The 22,405-nt window shown below is 56.3% G+C and carries 18 protein-coding genes; 3 read left to right on the top strand and 15 right to left on the bottom strand.

All coding sequences use genetic code 11. The features are described from left to right. The first annotated feature begins 79 nt into the window (after positions 1–79). Positions 80–1,210 (top strand): tetratricopeptide repeat protein, encoded by a 1,131-nt coding sequence (locus EC836_RS03310; protein ID WP_123330078.1) that lies wholly within the window; start codon positions 80–82, stop codon positions 1,208–1,210. Positions 1,211–1,363: 153 nt separating this feature from the next. Here EC836_RS03310 and EC836_RS03305 read toward each other — a convergent pair whose 3' ends face one another. From EC836_RS03305 to EC836_RS03285, 5 genes are all read right to left on the bottom strand, one after another. Continuing rightward, complete coding sequence (locus tag EC836_RS03305; protein ID WP_123330754.1) at positions 1,364–1,819, bottom strand: acyltransferase; 456 nt, start codon at positions 1,817–1,819, stop codon at positions 1,364–1,366. Between the two features lie 74 nt (positions 1,820–1,893). After that, on the bottom strand, positions 1,894–3,879 hold the full coding sequence (gene fhuB, locus EC836_RS03300) for a Fe(3+)-hydroxamate ABC transporter permease FhuB (protein WP_123330076.1): 1,986 nt from the start codon (positions 3,877–3,879) through the stop codon (positions 1,894–1,896). Beyond that, positions 3,873–4,796, bottom strand: coding sequence for a Fe(3+)-hydroxamate ABC transporter substrate-binding protein FhuD (gene fhuD / locus EC836_RS03295; protein WP_123330074.1), 924 nt, complete (start codon positions 4,794–4,796; stop codon positions 3,873–3,875). Before fhuD ends, fhuB begins: the two co-directional genes overlap by 7 nt. Next, positions 4,786–6,975, bottom strand: a complete 2,190-nt coding sequence (gene fhuE / locus EC836_RS03290) for a ferric-rhodotorulic acid/ferric-coprogen receptor FhuE (protein WP_123330071.1) — start codon at positions 6,973–6,975, stop codon at positions 4,786–4,788. The genes fhuD and fhuE overlap by 11 nt, the downstream gene beginning before the upstream one ends. A gap of 155 nt (positions 6,976–7,130) precedes the next feature. Continuing rightward, positions 7,131–8,318, bottom strand: coding sequence for an MFS transporter (locus tag EC836_RS03285; protein WP_123330069.1), 1,188 nt, complete (start codon positions 8,316–8,318; stop codon positions 7,131–7,133). A gap of 102 nt (positions 8,319–8,420) precedes the next feature. Between EC836_RS03285 and EC836_RS03280 the strand changes: the two genes are divergently transcribed. Next, positions 8,421–9,344 (top strand): LysR family transcriptional regulator, encoded by a 924-nt coding sequence (locus tag EC836_RS03280; protein WP_123330068.1) that lies wholly within the window; start codon positions 8,421–8,423, stop codon positions 9,342–9,344. A gap of 42 nt (positions 9,345–9,386) precedes the next feature. Here EC836_RS03280 and EC836_RS03275 read toward each other — a convergent pair whose 3' ends face one another. The 9 genes from EC836_RS03275 to EC836_RS03235 all read right to left on the bottom strand — a co-directional run bounded on the left by EC836_RS03275 (position 9,387) and on the right by EC836_RS03235 (position 19,495). Then, positions 9,387–9,530, bottom strand: a complete 144-nt coding sequence (locus EC836_RS03275) for a hypothetical protein (RefSeq protein ID WP_255416832.1) — start codon at positions 9,528–9,530, stop codon at positions 9,387–9,389. Between the two features lie 115 nt (positions 9,531–9,645). Next, positions 9,646–12,054, bottom strand: a complete 2,409-nt coding sequence (locus EC836_RS03270) for a membrane-bound PQQ-dependent dehydrogenase, glucose/quinate/shikimate family (RefSeq protein ID WP_123330064.1) — start codon at positions 12,052–12,054, stop codon at positions 9,646–9,648. A gap of 535 nt (positions 12,055–12,589) precedes the next feature. Continuing rightward, positions 12,590–13,648, bottom strand: coding sequence for a LacI family DNA-binding transcriptional regulator (locus EC836_RS03265; RefSeq protein WP_123330062.1), 1,059 nt, complete (start codon positions 13,646–13,648; stop codon positions 12,590–12,592). Between the two features lie 86 nt (positions 13,649–13,734). Beyond that, entirely contained in the window at positions 13,735–14,502 is a 768-nt protein-coding gene (locus tag EC836_RS03260; protein WP_123330060.1) for an Rpn family recombination-promoting nuclease/putative transposase, read from the bottom strand. 132 nt (positions 14,503–14,634) lie between these two features. Beyond that, entirely contained in the window at positions 14,635–15,609 is a 975-nt protein-coding gene (locus tag EC836_RS03255) for a tyrosine-type recombinase/integrase (RefSeq protein WP_233599129.1), read from the bottom strand. Positions 15,610–15,668: 59 nt separating this feature from the next. Beyond that, positions 15,669–16,265 carry a cytochrome b gene (locus EC836_RS03250; protein ID WP_199734999.1) on the bottom strand — a complete coding sequence of 199 codons (597 nt, stop codon included), beginning with the start codon at positions 16,263–16,265 and terminating at the stop codon, positions 15,669–15,671. Positions 16,266–16,704: 439 nt separating this feature from the next. After that, a complete protein-coding gene (locus EC836_RS03245) occupies positions 16,705–17,541 on the bottom strand; it encodes a helix-turn-helix transcriptional regulator (RefSeq protein ID WP_123330056.1) in 837 nt (278 codons plus the stop codon). An 88-nt stretch (positions 17,542–17,629) separates the two neighbouring features. After that, positions 17,630–18,502, bottom strand: coding sequence for an MBL fold metallo-hydrolase (locus EC836_RS03240; protein WP_123330054.1), 873 nt, complete (start codon positions 18,500–18,502; stop codon positions 17,630–17,632). Positions 18,503–18,598: 96 nt separating this feature from the next. Beyond that, positions 18,599–19,495, bottom strand: coding sequence for a LysR family transcriptional regulator (locus tag EC836_RS03235; RefSeq protein ID WP_123330051.1), 897 nt, complete (start codon positions 19,493–19,495; stop codon positions 18,599–18,601). Positions 19,496–19,604: 109 nt separating this feature from the next. On the opposite strand from EC836_RS03235, the gene EC836_RS03230 reads away from it, so the two are divergent. Then, positions 19,605–21,023 (top strand): aldehyde dehydrogenase family protein, encoded by a 1,419-nt coding sequence (locus EC836_RS03230; RefSeq protein ID WP_123330049.1) that lies wholly within the window; start codon positions 19,605–19,607, stop codon positions 21,021–21,023. A 70-nt stretch (positions 21,024–21,093) separates the two neighbouring features. Here EC836_RS03230 and EC836_RS03225 read toward each other — a convergent pair whose 3' ends face one another. Then, positions 21,094–22,284, bottom strand: coding sequence for a cytochrome c biogenesis protein DipZ (locus EC836_RS03225; RefSeq protein ID WP_123330047.1), 1,191 nt, complete (start codon positions 22,282–22,284; stop codon positions 21,094–21,096). Positions 22,285–22,405 lie beyond the last annotated feature (121 nt).

The raw sequence follows: 22,405 nt of genomic DNA, 5'->3' as shown, positions 1-22,405 counted from the left end.
GCGGCAGGGAATCTCCCTGTCGCCTCTGGTCGTTGGCAACGGGCAGGGTTAAGATATAAAGAAAATTTCAGGATCCGCCATGTCCCGCCCCGAACTGCCAGACAGCCTTAAATTTGCCGAACATTACACCCATCCTGATTTTCCAGTCTATAAGGCAACTTCGCTGAGTGCCGATGCCGATTACAGCGAAGCGATCGCCTTTTTCGTCAACGGCATTGATGATGACCCGCACTGCCAGAACAATCTGGCGATATTTTTCGCCCTCGGCATTCACTATGAGCAGGATCTGGAAAAAGCCCGCACGCTGCTTATCTCGGCTATCGCACTCAACCTGCCTGAAGCGTGCTTTAATCTGGGCCTGCTGGAGCACTATCGCCTGATCTCGCGCAGTCCATCGACGCTACACCGTTTCACCAGCGCGCTGTCTCTGGGCATTAAAGAGGCCAGTTATTATCTTGGCCTGAATGAAGAACGAAATATCAGTCGTGCGGATTTCGATGGCAATGCCATGGATCGCTCGGAGGCATTCGGCGATGCGCGGGTCAGATCGTTGCGATACCACGCCGTTGCTGCGGAGGTTGGGCACGTTCTGGCGCTGACCCGCATGGGGGAAATTCATCATCGTGAGATGGAAGTGAGAGACGATGCGCTGGCGATGAAGTATTACTCGCAGGCGGCGCAGCAGAACCATCTTCCCGCTATGTTTGCGGCGGCAGAATTGTTGGTCAGCGGCTACAGCCCGAGGCTCAGCGCATCTGAAACGGATAAATCTGCCTTTTACATTCATAACGATTGGAACCGGGAGCGAATCAACACGCTGCAGGCGATGATTATTGAACAGACCCGCGATCGAAACGCAGCCATCACGCTGCTGGGGCGAGCCTGGAAGATACACCGGGCCACAGAAGCACTGGAAATGATGGGCGATATCCGCAAAGAAGAAAAAGACTATCGCGCTGCGGGATCGTATTACCTGACGGCGATGCACAAAGGCAATATTCCCTGCCTGGCAAAGTGCGGTGAAATGTTTTTACTTTGCGAAGAGATACGCAGTAAAACGCTCGCCAGGGATCTGTTTAAACAGTTCAAGGCTCGCATGGCCGAGTCACGTATTCTCAACACAAAGATGCTGGAGCTGACTGAAATGATAAACAGCTATAGGGAAGAGCTGAAGCCGACGCCGAAGAAGAAAAAAAGGGGTCGAGGATGATAGCGGTAAGACGCAGGGTTGAAGAAAAACAAGCTCAATCAGGCTACTGATGAGAATAATATGGCCACTATCCTGACTGGTAAGTTATCGATAATAACTGCCCGGCATATTCAGCCAGGGCGGTATCTGACGACCGCCCTTAGCGATAACTTTTTACGCTAGTTTTCGGATCAAACGCGCCGGATTGCCGGCATAAATGCCTTTTACCGTCACCGGCCGAATCACCACGCTCCCGGCACCGATTACCGCACCGCTGCAAATTGAGGTCGTCAGCACGGTGGCACCGCTGCCAATCGTGACGTTGTCACCGATTATTATCTTAATCCAGCTGGTGGCGTCCGGATCCGGCGCGCCGCTGCGGAACAGATCGTTAGCGAAGGTGACGTTATGGCCGATAAAGCAGTTTTCACCGACGGTGACGTTTTCGCAGAGAAAGCTGTGTGACTGGACGCGGCTACCACGACCAATCACGCAGCCTTTCTGGATCTCAACAAACGGTCCGACAAAAACATCATCACCCAGCTGACACTGGTAAATGTTTGACGGGGTGATGATTTTGACGTTGTCCCCGGCGGTGACGTCACGAATGCTGCACTCAATGGTTTTCATCTGCATTTCATCCTTAAACTGCGTTGATATGATAGTGGTTGAGAAGCCGATACTAACATCATCAGAATGCGCCGTCAGGCACGGCCCTGACCCTGCTGGCGCAGCAGATAAATAAACCAGGGCGCGCCGATAAAGGTGGTCAGCAGCCCTGCCGGGATCTGGTTAGGGAACATCACGATGCGGCCGCACCAGTCGGCGATCAGCATCAGCAGCGCCCCGATAATCGCGGCCATCGCCAGCTGCGGCATCGCCCGGCGGAATCCCATAATGCGCGCCATATGCGGTGACATCAGGCCGATAAAACTGAGCGGCCCGACCGTCAGCGTGGCACCGGCGGTTAGCACCGACGCCAACAGCAGGATCGTCATGCGCGACCGCGCCAGCGGCACACCCAGCGACCTGACCGTGTCGTTGCCCAATGGCAGCATCGCCAGCCAGCGGCGGCAGAGCGGCATCATGGCCAGCAGCAGTTGAGCCAGCAGCATACTGGAAGCCGCCTGCACTGGCTCCACGCCGTAGGTTGAACCAGAAATCCAGTTCAGCAGGTTGCCCAGGCGCGGATCGCCGCTGGCGAGCAGCAGAGAAATGATAGCCGAAAACAGCGTACCCAGCCCCACGCCTGCCAGCAGCAGACGCTGCGAGGAGAAGTGCTGCCGCCCGGCGACCAGCAGGATCGCCGCCAGGGTCAGCGCCGCGCCGCCGCTACCGGCATACAGCAGGGTGGCAAAACCGGCGGCGGGCAGGAAGAACATGACCGCAATCACCGCAGAGGCGGCCCCGGCGCTGATCCCCAGTACTTCCGGACTGCCCATCACGTTGGCGGTCAGCTTCTGGATTAGCGTTCCGGCGATGGCCAGCATGATTCCGGCGCTTAAGGCCGCGATCGTGCGCGGCCAGCGCCACGGCAGAACGCGCCACAGATTATCACCCGCCCAGCTCAGCCCGTGGCTGTTGCGGCCAACCATCAGCACAATAAACAATGCCAGCAGCAGCACTCCGGCAGCACAGGCTACCCACAGCCAGGGGCGCGCACGTTCGGCGCCCGGTGCCGAATCAGCCGCGGCAGGCGGTACGGAATGCCGCAGGCGCGGCAGCAGCCACAGCAGGATCGGCGCACCGATCAGTGCGGTTGCCGCACCGGTCGGCACCTCCTGCCAGACCTGCGCCAGCAGCACCATTGACTGATCGGACAGCCACAGCAGCAGCGCCCCGACAAGCGGTGCCAGCAGCAGGCGGGGGATCAGGCGACGTGCGCCCAGCAGTCTGGCCAATAGCGGAGCAAACAGCCCGATAAAGCCAACAACGCCAACGGCATTCACCAGCAGGGCGCTGAGCACAATCGCCAGCCCGAGCGCCATCAGTCGTGCGAGGTTGAGCCCCAGGCCAAGATTGCGTGAGACGTCATCATCCACGCCCAGCAGCGTCAGCGGCCGCACCAGTAGCAGCGCCATTGCCAGCGCGATGAACAGGCGGGGAGCCAGTGAAATAACCTGCTGCCAGTCGGTCTGATTGAGCGCACCGCTGCTCCATAAAAACAGGCTTTGCAGATCCTGATAGTGGAACAGCGCCAACAGACTGTTTATCGCGCTGCAGTACAGGCTGAGCACCAGTCCGGCAAGGATCAGAGTCACCGGTGACAGCCGTTTCCCCCAGGCCGTGCCGAATACCGCAGCGCCGATGACCAGCGCACCGAGCAGGGCGGCCACCGGCTGCATCGCCGCGCCGCCGGGCAGCATTCCCAGGCTGCAAAGCGTGATCCCCAGCTGCGCACCGCTGGCCACCCCCAGCGTAGCGGGTTCGGCCAGCGGATTACGCAGCACCTGCTGGAACAGAACACCGGCCAGCGCCAGCCCGGCGCCGACCAGCAGTGAAACCGCTATGCGCGGCAGGGTGGTGTAATAAAAAACGACCTGGCGGATATCGGTGCGGTCTGGATGAAACGCGGCATCAAACCATAACTGCCGGGGCAGTACCTGCTGGGCGTTGTACAGGCTGAGCAGCAGAGCCCCGAGGGCGGCCAGCATCAGTAGCACGAGGGAGCGGTACGGAGTTCTTACCATTGTTGTTCCTGTTGCTGCAGCATCCGGCAGAAGCGCAGAGCGGAAAGGGTGGCGCCGAAGATCCACAGAGCGGGCACGGTACGCAGCATGTTATCCCTGACGAACGGGATCGCCTGCCACAGCGGCGTGGCGGCCACCCGAGTTCTCGCCTGTTCATCGCGATGGTCCAGGCAGACGGCGCGCAGCGGCGGCAGGGTCGCCAGGCGCTCAAGGCCGACCATCGCCGTTCCCCAGCCGTTGTCATCGCCCTGCCAGGCGTTTTCAATGCCCAGGCGGGCCATCACGTTACCAAACAGGCTGTTTTTTCCGAGGATCATCACGTGGCGGTCGTCGACCAGGGTAAACACCAGCAGCGGCTGTCTGCGGAAGCCCGCAAGCTGGCCGCGTGCGTCCTCTAACTGGCGATCGAACCAGGCTAAATGATCGCGCCCAGCCTGAGACTTTTCCAGCCGGTCGGCCAGCTTCAGCAGACCGTCACTGACGGTGCGCAGCGGCTCGCCCCGTTCGCTGGTAAAGCTGAACTCCATCGACGGTGCGATGGTATTCAGCTGTGACGAACGCGGCCCGTAGCCTTCGGAAAACAGCAGCAGATCCGGCCTCAGCTCGGCGATGTATTCCAGGTTGGGTTCGGAACGGCGGCCAATATCCAGTACCGCCGGTGGAATAGCCGGTTCAGCCACCCAGATGCTGTAATCGTGCGTATCGGCGGCACCCAGCGGCGTAACGCCGAGGGCAAACAGCATCTCCAGCGGCAGCCACTCCAGCGCAATAATACGCTGCGGCACGGCGGCTCGTGCCGATGCCAGGGGAAAGAGCGGTAAAAGAGCCAGCGCCGTCAGCAGACGACGGCGCGGCAAATCAACACGAAGCGCGGTCCTCCCGGCGAACCGCCGGGAAGTGTCAACATCAGAAGGCATAGGAAACGCTGACCGAGTAGTTGCGCGGCGCGCCGTACACGGCGTAGTCGCTCAGCCAGGAGTAGTAGCTGCGGTCAAACAGGTTATTGACGTTGGCCTGCACGGCCACCTGCTTGTTAACCTGGTAGCGAGCAAACAGGTTCGCCAGCGGATAGCTGCTCTGGTAAACGCGGGTGGTTTCGCCGTCCGGTCCTGTCGCATCCTGGAAGGTGCGGCTCTGCCAGTTGACGCCGCCGCCCACGGTCAGCTCGCGCAGCATCGGCAGCTGGTAGCGGGTGAACAGTTTGAAGGAGGTCTGCGGCATATTGCTGTTGAAGCGGCCTTCCGTATCTTTTGCCACATAGCGCGTGGCGCCGAAGGTCATTTGCAGATTGTCGGTAACCGCACCGTTGATCTCAAACTCGGCACCCTTGCTGACCGCGCCTTTGGTCGAGTAGTAGGCCTGCTCGCTGGATCCGTTAACGAAGTTGTCGCCGTCGGCCTGCGCGGCGTTTTCCTGCTCGATGCGGAACACGGCGAAGGTGGCGGTCAGACGTCCGTTGTACCAGTCGGATTTCAGGCCGGTTTCATAGTTTTTACCGGTGACCGGTGACAGGTACTTACCGTCGCGATCGCGGTAGGTTTGCGGCTGGAAGATCGAGGTATAGCTGGCGTAAGCGGACCAGGTATCGTTGATGTCATAGACCAGGCCACCGTACGGCGTAATGTTGTTTTTGCTGACGTCGCCGCTGCTGCCTATGGTGCTCCACTCGGTATAGCGTGCACCCAGAATCAGCGCCAGCGGATCGGCCAGCGAGAAGCGCGCGGCGGTATAGGCGGATTTCTGCCGCACGACGTCATCGGCATTCAGATACCAGTCGCCCCATTCCGGCTCCTGTGCGCTGCCGTCCCAGCTATTGAAATCGCCCATCTGGTCATAATCCAGCGCGCCGTCGGCGCTGTATGTGGCGTTGTGCTGACGGCTGTAGCTGACGCCTGCAACCAGCTCATGCTGGCGACCGGCCAGTTCAAACGGGCCGCTGGCGTAGGTATCCACTGATTCCAGCTTGCGCTTGCCGCGGTCCTGGCTGCCAAAGCCAGAGACACCCTGGCCGGTGGTGGCGTCCGGAAACTCCATCACGTAAAGCAGCTTATCGTTAAAGGTTTCTTCCGCGTGGGTGGCATTGACGCGGAACGACCAGCCGTTGTCAAAGTTGTGGCTGACGTTGGCAAAGATTTTGCGGGAATCCGTACTGTAGCGCGTCCAGTCAGCCGCCGGGTTGGTACTGCGGTTAAAGCGGGTGCGTGAACCGTCGCTGTACCAGGTCGGCAGGCCGCCCCAGGTTGGGTTTCCGGTATTACTCTGCTGGTAGTCGTAACCGAGAGACAGGGTGGTATTGTCGGTCAGGTCGGCATCAATCACGCCGTAGAGGAATTTTTTGGTTTTGTGGTAGCGGTCCAGCCAGCTGTCCTGATCCTGATAGCCGGCCACAATTCGGCCGCGCACCGTACCCGCCTCGTTAAGCGGGGAGGAGACATCGGCCACATAGCGCTGTTTATCCCAGCTGCCGTAACTGGCGGTGAGATTGCCGGTGACCTCTTTGCTGTCCGCATGCTTACGCACCATGTTCACCGACGCACCCGGGCTGCCCGCGCCCGTCATCAGGCCGGTCGCGCCGCGCACGATTTCAATGCGGTCATAGATCGCGGTGTCTTCGGCGGCGTCGCCATAGTTCCAGGTATCGCTGACCGAGGTGGGAATATCGTCATAGGTGTAGCTGCTGATCTGGAAGCCACGGGCGAAGTAGGCCGAGCGCTCGCTGTCGATCAGCTCGGTCGCTACGCCGGTGGCGTTATCCAGCACGTCGCCCACCGACTGCAGGTCCTGATCCTGAAAACGCTGTTTTGTCACCACGCTCAGCGACTGCGGCACGTCACGCGGGGCCAGCAGCATTTTGGTTCCGGCATGGGTGGTTTTCACCTGATAGTCCTGCGCCTCGCTGGCATCACCGTCGTCCGCGGTCGCCGTTACCACCAGGTCCTGCTGCGCTTTATCCTTTTGCGACGGGGGCGTTGTATCAGCTGCCTGCGCCGGGTGGGACAGCGTATGAATCGCCAGCGCCAGGAGTGAAACGGTAAAAGTATGTTTAACAACCGATGCGCGCTTAGCGGCACCGTTTTCCCTGCCAACAAAAGACATAAAAGCATTCCTCATGCGGAATAGTGGTTTAAATGATTATGATAATCATTTTTCTTTACCAGCTCATTGTAAAGATTTCATTGTCTTGTGTAAAAAAATATATAGCCCGCGTTATCAATACGTTGAGCTGATGCGGTGGGAAAGAGCTACTCGTTTTAGCAACGATCTCGCTGGCGAAGTTTCTTTTGCAAAACAGCAAGGTAAAGCGGGATGATCGCAGCCGCCGCAGCGGCAAAAAGCAGGAGTCTGTTGACACTGCCTGCTGCCATGTCATTTTCGCCAAGCAGCAGGGGGCACAGAAAGAACGCGACGGTAGTCAAAAGATGCATTAAGGACGTTTGCAGAGACACAAACCCTGCACGCTGCCGATCGTCGGGGAAAGCCATCGTGACCACGGATGAGATTACCAGGCGGCTGTAGGAGGTCCCCAGAAAAAGGATCATAAACAACACCGGACCCGCATAACCCGTGGCAGGCAGAACAAGGCTGAGCACAAACAGCAACGTTGAGGCGATGGCCAGCCGCGGTATGGAGCAGAACGTCAACAGCCGCCCGGTCATTTTCGTCGCCAGATAGCCTGCAACGCCTCCGACAATAAATATCAGCGGAAGCAGATCTGATGGTAATCCCAGACGCTGGGTCAGCAGCGGCACCAGTACAGGAACGATCAGCATCGGGCTGAACTGTACCAGAGCATTCGCAGAGGCAAACAGCAGCGTTTCCGCTTTTAACATCGGCCGCTGCACGGTCTGTTCAGATGAGTTGTCAGCCGGAACGGCGAGCAGTATCAGGGGAACTGAAAGCAGGCACAGCAAAGCGATAGCATATAGCGCCAGCTGCCAGCCGTAATGAGTACACAGAAAAAGGATGCCCGGCATGCCGGCGATGCTCACCGCCGAGAAGGCCGCGATGACCGTGGCGAACATTCTTCCTCGCAGGTTTACCGGCGTTTGATTAATCAGCAGACCGATCGCTGCAGCCATTGTCGTACCGCCGATCGCGCCAGCGCAGAATCGTAAGATCAGCAGCGTCTCAAAATGGGTGGTTAGCGTCGTGAACCCAGTTAACATTCCCAACAGCGCCATATTGATGATTAAAAAGCGTTTTTTATTTATCCTTCCCAGCCAGAAAAAAGCAGAAAATCCGGAGATCACCGCACCCAACGTGTACAGACCCGAAACGTAGCCGGACCAGGAGACGGGTACGGTAAAATCTACCGCCATAAAAGCAAAGAGCGGATTAAACGCCATATATTCAAGTGCGTTGGCAAACTGGACAAATGAAATGACTAATGCCAGACGTTTAGTGTGGCGCCAGGGTGCGTTGTGTTGAAAAGTCGACATTTTTCTACCTTAAAACTGATGAAGTACACAGCTTAATCGCTATCAATTATGAGTATTAGCTGGTAAAAAAGGGTTTTATTATTATCATTTTCGGGATAATTCATGCGAAGTAATCTGGACTTCACCTCGTTGAGAATTTTTGTTGCGGTGATTGAACAGGGCAGCTTTGTTGGCGCATCAAAAGCGCTGAATGTGCCAACATCTAATGTCAGCCGCTCCGTCACTCAGCTGGAAGAACGTCTGAATATTCAACTCATTGAACGCACCACTCGCCACAGTAAACTGACGCCTTCCGGGCAGTTGCTCTACACGCGGGTGAAACCGCTACTGGCGTCGCTGGAACAAACCGAAGCCGAATTAACCTCCGGCCAGGTCCAGCTGAAAGGCCCCCTGCGGCTGTGTATTCCCAATGAGATTGGGCCGATTTTGTTCGGCACGCCTCTTGCCCAATTCGCCTGCCGCTACCCGGATATTGAGCTCAGCTGCACGACCAATTTGTCCGGTCTGGAGTCGCTAAAAGAGGATCTGGACCTGGCGATTATTATTACGCGCGGACAGATGGCGGACTGCGATTATGTTGCCCGCCACCTGCTGGATATTCCCTGTGCCGTTGTGGCGTCCCCGGACCTTATTTCACGCTGTGGCATGCCGACAGACATCAGGCAGCTTGAGCACTTACCCTGTATTACCACAGTGAATGCCCTTAACGGCGCGGCCTGGCAGTTTGTTAACCGGAAAGGGGGCTTCGATACCGTGTCGGTAAACGGACGCTATCGCGTGAACAGCGGAGAGATGGCCGGCAGAGCGGCCGTTGCGGGCGTCGGGTTCGCGATTTTATCCACTCAGGCATGCCACCAGGAGATCGCTGCCGGGCGGTTAATCGAGGTGAATTTCGATCGGCCCGCCGCGCCGCTACAGCTTTATGCCCTTTATTCCAACCGTCGCTATTTACCGGTCAGAACGCGTACGCTGATTGAATTTATTCAGCAGGGGCTTTCCTTCCCAGCGCAACCGCGCTCATTGTAACCGGCGCGGTCAGGACGGGGCATAAATCTGCCGTACGGTAACCTAAGCGGACAGGGTCGCCAGACGCGCCGCGAAGCCCATAAACAGGAGCGCAATAATGCCGTTTCCGGCACGCGACACATTTTTACGCTGGCGGAAAAACGTCGACATCGCCGCACCGCCAAATATCAGCAGAGAAAGGTAGATAAAGCTGAAGGCTTCCAGTTCGCATTAACGCCCGGAGGATAAGACGTGCGTAAGTGATCGGGGGGATGGGGGTAAAAAAGCAGGAGATAATTCTCCTGCTTTGGGCTAACCGCACTTATTTTTTAGCGGGTTCCTGCGGTAACGCGTAGGCAATCACATAGTCGCCGCGATCCTTATTGGTACCGGTTCGCGTTGCGCCCCCGGCCACGACCACCACATACTGGCGACCATCTTTACCCATATAGGTCATCGGCGCACCCTGACCGCCTACCGGCAGTCGTCCACGCCACAGCTCATCGCCAGTGTCGCTGTCCAGCGCACGCAGGTAGTAATCGAGGCTACCGTGGAAGAAGGTTAAACCACCTTTGGTCACCATCGGACCGCCCATCGTCGGCATGCCTACCGGAATTTGCAGATGAGGGACCAGGCCTTCTTCAGGCAGGAAGCCATTACGGATGCGCGCATCCTGCAGCGTTCCCATCGGCACCTGCCAGCGGGTTTCACCGGTCAGGATATTGATTGCCGTCATTGAACCAAACGGTGGCTTAAAGCAGGGAACACCGAGCGGCGAGACGAACATTGAACGCTCAACGCCCCAAGGAGTCCCCAGCTGCTGGGAATATTCACCTTCACTTGATGGCGCAAGGCCGACCTTCGCCGCATTTTCCCGGGTCAGGAAGCGTGCCCACATCGCCATGCGGATATCGTTAACATAAAGCGTGCCCGTGGACGTATCCAGCGCGCCGCCGCCCCAGTTCGTGCCACCGTAATAGCCCGGCCAGATCAGCGTTTTCTTTTTATCCGACAGCGGGGTGAATTCGCCTTCCCAGCGCATTTGTTTAAACTGAATGCGGCAGTAGAGCTGGTCGAAGATCGTGGCTCCCCACATGTCCGTCTCGGTTAATGGCGAAACGCCCACCGACAGTGAAGAGTACGGCTGAGTTGGCCATGGCTTCATGCCCGGCATGGCATCGGTGGAGACTTTACGCTGTTCAACCGGGTACACCGGCTTGCCATCACGGCGGTCGAGGACAAAAATCTGCCCGCGCTTGGTCATCTGGATCAGCACCGGCTGGGTTGAACCGTCCGCACGCGGCATATCATAGAGAATAGGCTGAGTGGAGACATCATAGTCAAACATGTCACGGTTGGCGGTGCGGAAATGCCATTTATCAATACCGGTTTTGGCATCGATGGCCACGATGGAGTCGTTATACTCATCGGCGTAGTCGTGGCGGTTTCCGTTCCAGAAGTCAGGCGTCTGGTTGCCGGTTGGGATGTAGATTAACCCCAGTTTGGCATCGTAGGCCGCTGTACCCCAGAAGTTTGGCGATTCCGGCGGATAAACTTCGCCATCAGGTAACGGCGTGCCGCGTTTCGGGTTTGCTGGATCCCAGGCCCAGGTAATCGCGCCAGTGCGAACGTTATAGGCGCGCACCACGCCCGAAGGTTGCCCCACGCTGTCATTATCGCCGATCAGTCCACCAACGACGACCAGGTCACCGGCAACGGTTGGTGCCGCAGTCGGGAAGTAGACACCCGGCGCGCGCGGGCCGAGGCCTTTCAGCAGGTCAACACTGCCGTTGTCGCCAAAGCCCGGACACATCTGGCCTGTTTTAGCATCGAGCGTAAACAGTCTGGCATCGATGCTGGTCAGGACAATACGTGCCTGGCACAGCTCTGTCGGGTTCGCGGTTGGCGTTTCGGTATACGCTACGCCACGGCACCGCTGCCAGCCTTTACCACCATCACCTTCACCGGCACCCGGCTTCAGTTTAGGATCGAAGCGCCAGCGTTCCTTGCCCGACTGCGGATCGAGCGCGATGACTTTGCTGAAGGGAGTACAGAGATAAACGGTGTCATCCACTTTTAACGGCGTAACCTGATATTCGGCACCGTTAATCGCCAGATCGCCAGTGCGATAGGTCCAGGCAACCTCCAGATCTTTTACGTTCTGCTTATTAATTTGCGTGAAGGGGGCAAAGCGATGCCCGCTGGAATTACGCGCCCATGAACGCCAGTCGTCGCCGTCTTCCTTGCCCGCGTCCGGATTGACCACCGGCGCGACCGGTTTTCCTTTTGCACTGACTTCTGGATGAGGCTGAAACATACCGGCGAAAACGGCAATCACGCCCACGCTGAATACGGCGGTCAGCGTCAACGCCAGCTTAGGTCGGATGCTGCGAGCCCCCTGGCGGGTCTTCAGCATGGAGGAGAACGCACTCACGATCGCGGTAACGATTAAGAAGGCAATCGTGCGCGGTACTAACTGCCAGAAGTCTAAGCCAACTTCATAGAATGCCCAAACAGTCGTAACAACTAACAAAATTATTGCCATCAACAGCGCGGCGATACGCTGCCTGATCATCATCCAACCCGTCAACGCCAGCCCTGCACCGGCAAAGACATAAAACCATGAACCACCTAACGAAATGAGATATACACCACCAGCGGCAAGAAGCACGCCAAGTAGCGCAAATACCCCTCCAATTAAATAGAGTAGATAAAAACCTGCTTTGTTCATTTAAAAACCTATGTAATTAATACCCGTTAAAAATTAAATACAAATAAACGCCCTGAAATGCATGGAGCGAATGTCAGGATTGCGGCGATGAAAATCGCTGAGACCCAATACCGCAGGGAGCATCCCTGAAAGATAGCGAACCAGCCGATCGTGTCATCTTGAGGGTCAGAGTTTGTGAGGCATCTTCCTGATGGGGTATATCCCTGTTTATTTGAAACTATCTTTGAAAGATAACCAAACTGCACACTGTTAAATTTCGAGGGCTTTATAAATCAATTGTCATAGCTATGTTAAGTAATTCGTCCGGGAGTTTTGCATTGCGTCACAAATTAATCATCTTGAACAGATCTGTTCAGCGAATAAATATAAATTCTCTGTATAAAATGATAGTAAATAGTCTTAAATATTTTGTGGTTTTAAAACAGGCTTCTGTATATTCAGCGCTCAAAAATATCGTTTAAAAACCATACGGAATACGTCGTCCTGACATGATGACTTCTGGCTGAAGGCCCGATTTTTATCTCGGGCCATCATTTCAACTGCGAAGATAGGGGCGGGAATGATGATTGGTTGGGCAGAATAATCGAAACTCAACGGGGCCACTATTCGGCGAAATATCACCCAGCCCGCAGCCATTCAGGGCATGACGTATCGCGGTAATAATCTGCGTATCCGGATCCTGATCGATGATTAAATCCATAGCACCTTCTTTCAGACAGCTAATATGACAATCATACATTTCATGCCCAACCCAGGTGACGCTGGATACACGATCAAATTCCTTCAGGGCTTTTAATATGCCATCCGAACCGTCGCCGCTGTTATAAATTCCGACCAGTTCACCTTTTTTAAGCTCATTGACGACAATCTCATAACAGGCCTGACTGCTGTTATCGGTGATAATCTCTACTTCTTCAAAGCTGCTTGCTGTAAGCATTTGTTGGCTAAACCCGTCACTGCGTTCAGAATGTGTACCAAAATGCTTATTACACAAGAGTTTCAAAACTCTGCCCGGGCGCGGACTTAATCGCTGAATAAACCAGCCGGCAGTTTTCCCCGCCTGGTAATTATCGATCCCGGAATATAAGCTGGTGGTTAATTCCGGGAACTCGCTCATTAAGGTGATCACCACCGTTCCCTGGTCGATCATCGCATTCAAATGGCTACGAATGAGCGGGGTATCTCGGGCAACCACAATAATAGCATTTCGTTTGTGTCGAGAATGGATTAATGCATCAATCACTTTTTCTTCCGCATCGGGCAACGAGATACGATGAATTCGCACGCGCTTATCAATAAAATGCAGAATACGATTTATTTCTTCCAGATAGCGTTTAACGATCGGGGTTGAGACATGGGAGATAAGCACATCAATATGTATAAGCTGGTGTTCTACATCCGGTAGTATTCTCTTCACGTCTAACTGTTTAGCGGCATTTACCACCCGTCGGCGTGATGATTCAGAAACGCTGCCGATTTCGTTCAGCACTCTGTTCACCGTTGATTCGCTAACGCCAGCTAATCTGGCGATATCAGAAAAATTTGCCTTTTTTCTGTTTGAAGATGCTTTTGTTTCTTTATTGTTCGTTGCCAAAACTGTTCAGCCCTGAGTGAAATCATCTACAGAATACAAACTTGCGGGCTACAGTATATAACTGCCGTCATCAGACGGCAGCAAAATCAGTGAGGTAATTCAAGATCGTCTGGCATCAGCCCGGTGACGGCAAGAATCGAGTCTGCATCCATACCGCGATCGAGAAGTGAGCGGGCAATGGACAGGGCGGCTTCACGCCTGCCTTTGATCATTCCCTGTTCTTCACCAAGCAGAAGACCTTTCTTAATGCCTTTCTTAATACCTTTCTTAACACCGATCTGTTCAAGCTGCTGAGCAATCGTCATCAGTTCGTCCTTATGCTGAGGCATCCGTAATGCCAGTGTCCGTACAAAAGCAGGCGCATCCGGGGATTCCCCTGCCTGCACCAGGTAGTTTATCAGCGAAACTAACTGCTGTCCTGTGAGATAGCCTGCAATTAAAACGGTGCAAAGTCGATCGAGCAACTTTGTCAGGTCGCGCTGATGGATATGCTTTTGCAGCAGCGTCAACGCCGCCATGCTGCGGTGATGCATAATGTCCTTATCGGGAATGATGGTGACATCAATCAGGGGAAAATGTTCGCGATACAGTTTTTCAGCCAGAACGGGATCGTAGAATTCCTGCAGCCAGTTGGTTGAGTACGGATAGGGGCTTCGCCTGCCGTTATAAAACAGGAATGGAATCACCAGCGGAAGATGGCTGCGGCCAGCATCCAGGTGGCGCTGCATCGCCGCGACGGCATACCGCATCAGCCGGAATGCCATATGCAGCGCGATAAAGTCTCGCGCCGTATCCGGATGGTTAAGAAACGTTTTAAATACCGCATCATGCGGAACGGATGTCGTCCGTGTCATCGTCCTGCTCGCTAGTTGCTGAAAGTAAAACTCTACATCAGCCCCAGCCATGTTTCCGATTGACGAGTAAATTTCTGGACGCGCCTTCAGAAATTATTTTGAGTGTGCAACATCGCTAATACTGGCGCAGCTTTAATTAAATCCGTTCTCCATAAAATCAACCATTGCGCCCTTGTGTGCATCAACATTACGGATATAGCGCATCAGCGTTTCCGGTTTTTTCCATGTGCCTTCCTGCATAATCTGCGGAACGGAATAGCCCTGCCGGGCCATATCCTGGGCTGCACCAACGCGGGCGCTGTGCCCGCTCCATCCCTGGTATCGCCCCTTGTTACTTTTCGCGGCAATCGCCGGACCCACTTCACGCCACGCCAGCTGGAAAATTTTCTCCAGCGCCGGGAGCGTTAACGGGCTGGCGCTGTTGACTCTGGGCGTATTAGAACGATGAACCGGGCAAAAAAGATACGCGTCCGGCTCGGCGGCCAGGCCGGAAATCATCAGCCATTCGCTCAGGCGCTGCGAGGAATGGCTGCTCAGCGCTTTGATTAATCCGCCGGTCTGCACGATAGTTTTGGTCCACGCAACGTCCAGAATTATTCGGCCATCCTCCGTCCGGCTGATATCGCCCACCCGCAGGCGGGCAAGTTCGCTGACGCGCAGCAGGGTATTGTAGGCCAGATGCAGAAAAGCCAGGTCTCTGACCTGCTGCAGTCTGTCCGATCCTGCCCAGCGCGTATCCAGCCGGGAAAGATCGCTCAACCGAAAAGGCACGGCCTGGCCGGTACGCTCGCCGCTGACGACCGCGCTGCGGTTAATTTTTTTTAGGGTGCGAAACACCAGCGGCGAAGTGCCGGGCGAGACCAGTCCGGCATTACGATGGAGCATAGCGATCAGCGCGGTATGGCTGGCAATAGTTGAAGAAGCCCGGCCACTGGCCTGTAGCCAGGAAAGATAGTCACGCAGATCGGCAGGAGAGAGCGGGAAAAACGTTCGGCCATTTTCTTCCGCCCAGCGATAGCAAATGCGCATCACGCTGAACAACTGACGCCAGGTATTGGGCGAGAAGGCATCTTTGTCCTCGACGAATTCTTCAAGCGTTGCTCGCATCGCATCGTCAGTTGTTGAAGAAAGAAAAAAGGACTGATTCCGGATGGTTTTGGTCATTTTTACTCTCTGCCTCCCCGTGATGACTTACGCCCGGCCATCCGGCCAAGTATGCCGTCACGCAGGACGAACCGGTGGTATAACGCCGCCAGAATATGCACGGCCATGATGCCGCAGAGCACCCATGCCAGCAAGGCGTGCAGCGCATTGGCAGGTGCGGTCATCCAGCCAACTTCCGTGCCGGTTTCCGGAATGAGCGGCAGTCCCCAGGGGCTCCATCCCTCGCCGCTGCCGTATACGCGCAGAAGAGCAATCGCGGGGATGATAAACATCAGGGCATACAGCATCAGGTGAGCGGCGTGGGCGGCAGTGCCCATCCATCCCGATGAACGGGGCGGGCGGCGGTGCCGGTTGGTGAAGCCCCATACGGCACGCACGACAACGAGCGCGATGGTCAGCAGGCCAACCGTGCCATGATCGGGGCCGAACCGCGCGATGTTTTCGACCGTTTCTGAAGGGTTGAACGCTTTCCAGCTTAACGCCATGATCAACTGCCAGAGGAGTAGGTAAGCCATTCCCCAGTGCAGGATGCGGGTGACCAGACCGTAACGTTCCGGCGCGTCCATCCACTGGCGGCCGGTACGGTTGGAGCCTTTCATGCTGCACCTTCAGGTGTCGCGGGGAGAAAAGAGGGCGGGTATTGGGTGAAATTCGTCATAGTTGCTGAATATATCGCCTGTAATTACCATCGATCGCGCTACGTGAATTCTGCCAAACCGGCAGGGGGATTATGCTCAATTTTTCGCGTAGCGACGCCATTTTTCGCTGCAAAGTTGCCCGCCAGGTACTCGGGAAAAAACGGGCACCTGCCGCCGGGCGGCAACGTGCGGATCCGCAGCGGATCCTATGATAGCGGAATTTCGATCCGGGATCCTGACTTTATATAATGCTTATTATATAAAGTTAGAAATTGAGTGAAATCGGGATGATTTAAATAAACCAATATTTTCAGTTGGTTGCTTCAAGATTACTGTATGAGCATCAATCGACTACAGAGCGATACGATCGAAAAACCGCAGGTAAAAATTGATGTTGAAACTAACGAAATCCCGAGGGTTCAACCCCATAACGTTCGCTGAACTGCCTGCTGAAGCTGGCGACGGAGCTGTATCCAACGCGGCCCGCCACCGTTTTTACCGGAAGATCGGAGGACATCAACAGGCGAAGCGCTTCCGCCACGCGGGCCTCGGTAATAATCGCGCGCAGGCTGGTGGATTCGGCGGCCAGTCGGCGGCGCAGCGTGGCTCCGCTGAAGCCAAGCTGCTGTTCTATTTCAGCGGCGTGCCATAAATGGGCAGGGTTCTTTGAAACCATGCGGCGGATCCTCATTGCCAGACCAGGATCCCGCGGACGCATTAAACCGTGACAGCCCAGGGCATACAGTTTCAGCACCACTTCCACCATGGCATGAAGTGAAAGCGGACGTATACCGGCCGTCATCGCCTGTATCCAACGGTTCAGCGGTGAAAGCAGTTCACTGAGGGAAACGGCGGCCACCTGACCAATCTCCTTAGCGGTGGGAACGGCCAGCAGCAGTCGCGCGGCTTCCAGCTGCTCCTCCGCCAGCGACAGACTCAGCGCGACGAATTCACCGCTGACTTTACAGGGCGCATATTCGATATCCAGGCTTCGGGCATTCGGTACCACCAGCATTTCACCAGGATTGACCGTTACCCAGTCACCGTTTTCCCGATAGCTGAAGGTGCCCTGAAGTGGGAAAGAGAAGGTGGCAACTTCGGCCTCGAAGCGTTTAACCTGGTGGGTCTTTACCGCCCGCAGGCAAACGCAGGGTAAAGGAGATTGGGAACGCGCAAGCTGAAGCAGCTGCTGGAGCAGATGCTGCACCTCAACGTCATGTGTTTTAGAAACCAGCATAGGACCGTCGGATGGGGAGTGGACTTTTTACTATATGCCGCTCGGGCCTGTATGCTCAAGCGGCCTGTGCTTTCGTCGCGTTTTAATCTCAGACCACCGGGGACCAGAGGTCATAGTCCAGTGCAAACGTTGCACCGTCACGTTTGACTTTACCGCTGGTGGGCAGATTAAAATGCATCCCGCTGACCGCAAGATTATCGCTCGCTGCCCGGTCGAGCAGCTGATGGCGCACCGCTGATGCGGCCGCCGGATCGCTGTCAAAGGCGATAGTGACTTCCGGCTGGGCAATTTGAATATGAGGAAAATGCACGATATCACCCCAAATCAGCAGTGATTCGCGTTCATCTCCCAGTAAATAACCGCTGTGACCCGGCGTGTGGCCAAACAGCGGAACCGCCTGAATACCAGGCAGAATCGCTTCCTGACGGAACGGTACCAGCCGATCGTCATAGGCGTTGAAGGCGTTTCTGGCCAGGTCGATAAACGGACGCTGGGCGTTCGGCACGCTGGCATAACGGTTTTCATCCCGCCAGAACGCCAGCTCTTTCTCATGCACAAACAGCTGCTGCACGTTGCGGAATAGCGGCGTTTGTAGCGGACCGGCCAGGCCACCGATATGGTCAGGATGGGCGTGAGTTAGCAGAACGGTATCGATCTGCAGCGGATCGATACCCGCGGCGGCCAGCGCCACCGGCAGCCGACCGCCCCAGCCGTTAACGCCACCGGCACCGCTGTCGATCAGAATAGTGCGATCCGGCGTCTGAATAACGTAGACATTGATATTAATGCGCGGAAGGGTTGACGCACCGCGCCGTTCCAGCAGCGCTTCCGCCCGCGAGCCGTCAATACCCGAAAGCAGTTCAAACGACACGTCCAGATACCCATCGCTGAGCATAGTAACCAGCATACCGCCGATTTTTTTGCGGTTAATGGCCGGTGCCTGCCAGGTAAGCTGAGTCATCATTTTCTCCGTTAGTCGATTTCATTCAGTCAAATCATGATGTTGAGCATACCAAGCGCGGCTAACGCGTTTTGCTCACTCTGGCTCGTTAAACGCTCAATCCACCTCGTTCACCTCACGGATAAGCTCAATCAGCGTTCGCAGAGCGGTCGGAATATGACGCCTTCCGGCGTAGTACAGCGACAGACCGGGCATCGGTTGGAGCCAAGGAGCAAGTACGCTAACCAGCGAGCCGTTGCTCAGCTCGTTTTCGACATACCAGCGTGGGATCTGCGCGATACCCATATGATGACGCACGGCGGAAAGCATCAGCTGAGGGGAATCGAGGATCAGCGGGCCGGGGACATGCAGCGTAAATTCTTCTCCCTGCCGGACAAACAGCCAGCCAGATGGCAGCCCGCCGGGTAGACGCCCGCGAATACAGTGATGATGCATCAGATCCTCCGGCGTTTGCGGTGGGGCGTGGCGCTGGAAGTAAGCCGCTGAGGCCACCACTGCCAGCGGGATCTCACGGGAAATCGGTACCCGGATCATATCCTGCGGCACGCTGTGGCTAACTCTTATCCCGGCGTCAAAACCCTCGCCGATGATATCCACCATGCGGCCATCGGTGACGATATCCAGCGTCATTGCCGGATAGCGTTGTAAGTAACGATGCAGGATCGGAGTAAAAATCATGAGTGCCGCACCCAACGCACAGTTAATGCGTAAGGAACCCGACGGTGAGGCGTTTTGGCCTCCGGCTTCCTCCATTGCCAGCTGGATCTCGGCCACGGCGGGGCCAATACGCTCAATAAACTGTTTTCCTGCTTCCGTCAGTGACACGCTGCGGGTCGTTCGGTGAAACAGCCTGACGCCCAGCCGTGCTTCCAGACTGGCGACGGCGTTGCTCACCGCCGTGGTTGACATCGACAGCTCCAGTGCTGCGGCGCGAAATCCCCGCCGTCTGGCCACGGCCAGTACCACGTTCAGTTCCGTCACATCTCTGGACATTGTTTTGATTTCCGGGATTCTTCATGTTGGATTGACGATATTATCAAAACAATCCGTCGCCGATACACTCCATTCTTACTCCCCAATAAGACAGAACAGGAGCCATGACATGTGGTATATCGACAAAGCCTATATCGACGGTAAATTTGTTACGGTCAGCGGCAGCAAGGAAATTGACAGTATTAATCCGGCAAACGAGGAGGTGATTGGCCGTGTGCGTCTGGCGGATCGTGATGATGCCCGACGGGCTATTGATGCCGCCGTAAAGGCACAAAGCGGTTTACGGGAAGCAACCCGGAAGGATCGTGTTGAGATGCTGATGGCGCTTAAATCGGCCGTTTTACGTCGGGCGGCAGACCTTGAGCAGGCCACCATTGAGGAATACGGCGGTCCGCTTTCCCGCTCGCGCTGGGTCAGTCAGTATGCGGCGCAGTGTTTTTCCGATGCCGCGAATATCTTACAGAGCTACCGCTTCACGCAGAAAATCGGTGCAGCCACGGTGGTCATGGAGCCGGTTGGCGTGTCGGCACTGATCGCGCCGTGGAACAGCGTCACGGGTTCGGTATGCAGCAAGCTGGCCTTTTCACTGGCCGCGGGCTGTGCCTCGGTGATCAAGCCCAGTGAACTCAGCGCGCTCCAGAGCCGGGTGCTGGCAGAAGCCCTGCACGATGCCGGGCTGCCCGCCGGGGTGTTTAACATTCTGCTGGGGAATGGAGACGACGTTGGCGATGAGATCTGCCGGCATCCGCACGTTGCCAGAATCTCGTTTACCGGCTCCACCGCAACGGGAAAAAGCATCGCCCGCACGGCAATGGAAACGCTGAAACGCATTAATCTTGGACTGACGGGTAAATCCGCCTCGATTCTGTTAGAGGATGCCGACCTCGACATCACCATTCCGCTGGCGATCGGCGCGGCATTCCTCAATAACGGACAGGCCTGCGTCGCAGGGACGCGGCTTCTGGTTCCGAATTCGCGTTTACATGACGTCATTCCTCGAATCCAACGCCATGTTTCCACATTGAAAATCGGTCTGCCTGACGATCCAACGACGGAGATCGGACCACTGGCAAGCCGCAATCAGTACGAGCGCATTCAGCACTACATTCGCCGGGGCGTTGAGCAGGGGGCGGTGATTATCGCCGGCGGTGAGGGGCGCCCGGAAGGGCTGGAAAAAGGCTACTTTGTCAGGCCGACGGTCTTTGCAAATGTGGACAACGAGATGGATATTGCCCGTGAGGAGATTTTTGGCCCGGTGCTTTCCGTCATCGGCTATAGCGATCAAGACGACGCTATCCGCATTGCCAACGACTCACCCTACGGGCTTCAGGCCTATCTGTTTACCTCCACTCCAGAAAAAGCATGGCGTATTGCTCCCCAACTTCAGGCGGGCAGCGTGCTGATCAACCGTATCGCACCTGAACTGCTGGCGCCGTTCGGTGGCGTTAAGCAGTCGGGTATCGGACGCGAATTTGGAATTTTTGGGCTCGAATCCTTCCTGGAGCCTAAATCTATCGTGACCGGCTAGCACACGAGAATACGCACGACCCGAGCCAGAGACCTCGCCCCGCTGATGTCTCTGGCCGGTTCAACTTGCCTTAGCTGCGCGCTTCCGCCAGCAGCTGCTGTATCACGCGCTCCTGCTGCGCGTAGTCACCTTCACCAAAGGCGGTATAGCGCAGCTGGCCTCTGGCATCGAAAATATAATGCGCGGGCCAGTACTGATTGCCGAAGCGGTTCCAGATAGCATAGTTGTTATCGGTGACCACGGCGTAGGGCAGCTTCCAGCGGGCAATAGCCCCGGCAACGGCCTGCGCATCGCGCTCCCACGGATACTCCGGAGTATGCACGCCCACGACCACCAGCCCCTGGCTCTGATATTTATTTGCCCAGTCACGCACGTGCGGCAGGGTGTGCTGGCAGTTAATGCAGTCAAAGGTCCAGAAATCAACCAGCACCACTTTCCCTTTGAGTGACTCAGGGCTGACCGGTTCACCGTTCAGCCAGCCGGTATCACCGGTCAGAGCGGGCATAGCACTGCTGGTTTGCGGGGCGACAACCGGCTGCAGTTTTACCGGCGGCTGCGGACGAGCAAAGTGCTCGCTCAGGCGCTGCTCCAGTCGCTGGGTAAATTCCGGCCCGCTTTGCAGATGACTCTGCGCACCGCTGGCAACCAGCGCCACCGACCCGAGCATCAGCCCGCCGGCCAGTTGACGCAGGCGGGTGGTGATGGCTAATCCCGGCCGCATCCGCGCCAGCAGTTCCCGGCCCGCAAACCACAGCAGTCCGAGCATCACGGCACATCCGCTGCCGTAGGCGGCCAGCAGCAGGGCGACGGAAACTGACGAAGCACCGCTAACCGACAGGCTGAGGATCGCGCCCAGTATGGGTCCGGCACAGGGTGCCCACAGCAGGCCAATTGCCATTCCGGCCAGTAACGCGGCGGCCAGTCCCTGCTGGCGATGGCTTTCATCATTGATGTGATTGCCGAGGGCAACCAGCGGCCGACTTATCCACTGGGCCACCCGTGAGGAGAGCAGCGTCAGAGCCACAAGGGTGAGAAAACAGAGCGCTATCCAGCGCCCGGCGGCGGTGACGCCTGCCACCCAGTGGCTGGTCACCGACACCAGCAGCGCCACGGCGGTAAACATCAGCACCATGCCGGCAAGCAGCGCGATAATTTTTCGTCTGCTGCCGCGGACGCTGGCAAACACCAGGGGGATAACGGGCAGGGTGCAGGGACTGAGCAGCGTCAGCATCCCGGCGATAAAAGCAATGAACGGCGTCATAGCGAAACTCCTCAAACAGCAATCGGTGGATTAAGATCTGCCTTCGCGGGCAGTGGGCCTATTTAACCGTCCGATTGTGTTGGGGGTGTTTTCCGATCTGCCCGTCTTTGTCAGCACGTTT

This window comes from Erwinia sp. JUb26 (assembly GCF_003751505.1).
Lineage (GTDB): Bacteria > Pseudomonadota > Gammaproteobacteria > Enterobacterales > Enterobacteriaceae > Erwinia.
The sequence above is the reverse complement of the archived record's forward strand: the minus strand, read 5'-3'. Positions and strand labels throughout refer to the sequence as shown.

What these genes read in the sequence shown, in the direction of transcription:
- EC836_RS03250 (WP_199734999.1), bottom strand. Translation starts at nt 16,265, where the DNA reads ATGAAAGGCTCCAACCGTACCGGCCGCCAGTGGATGGACGCGCCGGAA.
- EC836_RS03240 (WP_123330054.1), bottom strand. Translation starts at nt 18,502, where the DNA reads ATGACTCAGCTTACCTGGCAGGCACCGGCCATTAACCGCAAAAAAATC.
- EC836_RS03230 (WP_123330049.1), top strand. Translation starts at nt 19,605, where the DNA reads ATGTGGTATATCGACAAAGCCTATATCGACGGTAAATTTGTTACGGTC.
- EC836_RS03305 (WP_123330754.1), bottom strand. Translation starts at nt 1,819, where the DNA reads ATGAAAACCATTGAGTGCAGCATTCGTGACGTCACCGCCGGGGACAAC.
- EC836_RS03245 (WP_123330056.1), bottom strand. Translation starts at nt 17,541, where the DNA reads ATGCTGGTTTCTAAAACACATGACGTTGAGGTGCAGCATCTGCTCCAG.
- EC836_RS03310 (WP_123330078.1), top strand. Translation starts at nt 80, where the DNA reads ATGTCCCGCCCCGAACTGCCAGACAGCCTTAAATTTGCCGAACATTAC.
- EC836_RS03260 (WP_123330060.1), bottom strand. Translation starts at nt 14,502, where the DNA reads ATGACACGGACGACATCCGTTCCGCATGATGCGGTATTTAAAACGTTT.
- EC836_RS03255 (WP_233599129.1), bottom strand. Translation starts at nt 15,609, where the DNA reads ATGCGAGCAACGCTTGAAGAATTCGTCGAGGACAAAGATGCCTTCTCG.
- EC836_RS03285 (WP_123330069.1), bottom strand. Translation starts at nt 8,318, where the DNA reads ATGTCGACTTTTCAACACAACGCACCCTGGCGCCACACTAAACGTCTG.
- EC836_RS03270 (WP_123330064.1), bottom strand. Translation starts at nt 12,054, where the DNA reads ATGAACAAAGCAGGTTTTTATCTACTCTATTTAATTGGAGGGGTATTT.
- fhuD (WP_123330074.1), bottom strand. Translation starts at nt 4,796, where the DNA reads ATGCCTTCTGATGTTGACACTTCCCGGCGGTTCGCCGGGAGGACCGCG.
- EC836_RS03235 (WP_123330051.1), bottom strand. Translation starts at nt 19,495, where the DNA reads ATGTCCAGAGATGTGACGGAACTGAACGTGGTACTGGCCGTGGCCAGA.
- EC836_RS03280 (WP_123330068.1), top strand. Translation starts at nt 8,421, where the DNA reads ATGCGAAGTAATCTGGACTTCACCTCGTTGAGAATTTTTGTTGCGGTG.
- fhuE (WP_123330071.1), bottom strand. Translation starts at nt 6,975, where the DNA reads ATGTCTTTTGTTGGCAGGGAAAACGGTGCCGCTAAGCGCGCATCGGTT.
- fhuB (WP_123330076.1), bottom strand. Translation starts at nt 3,879, where the DNA reads ATGGTAAGAACTCCGTACCGCTCCCTCGTGCTACTGATGCTGGCCGCC.
- EC836_RS03225 (WP_123330047.1), bottom strand. Translation starts at nt 22,284, where the DNA reads ATGACGCCGTTCATTGCTTTTATCGCCGGGATGCTGACGCTGCTCAGT.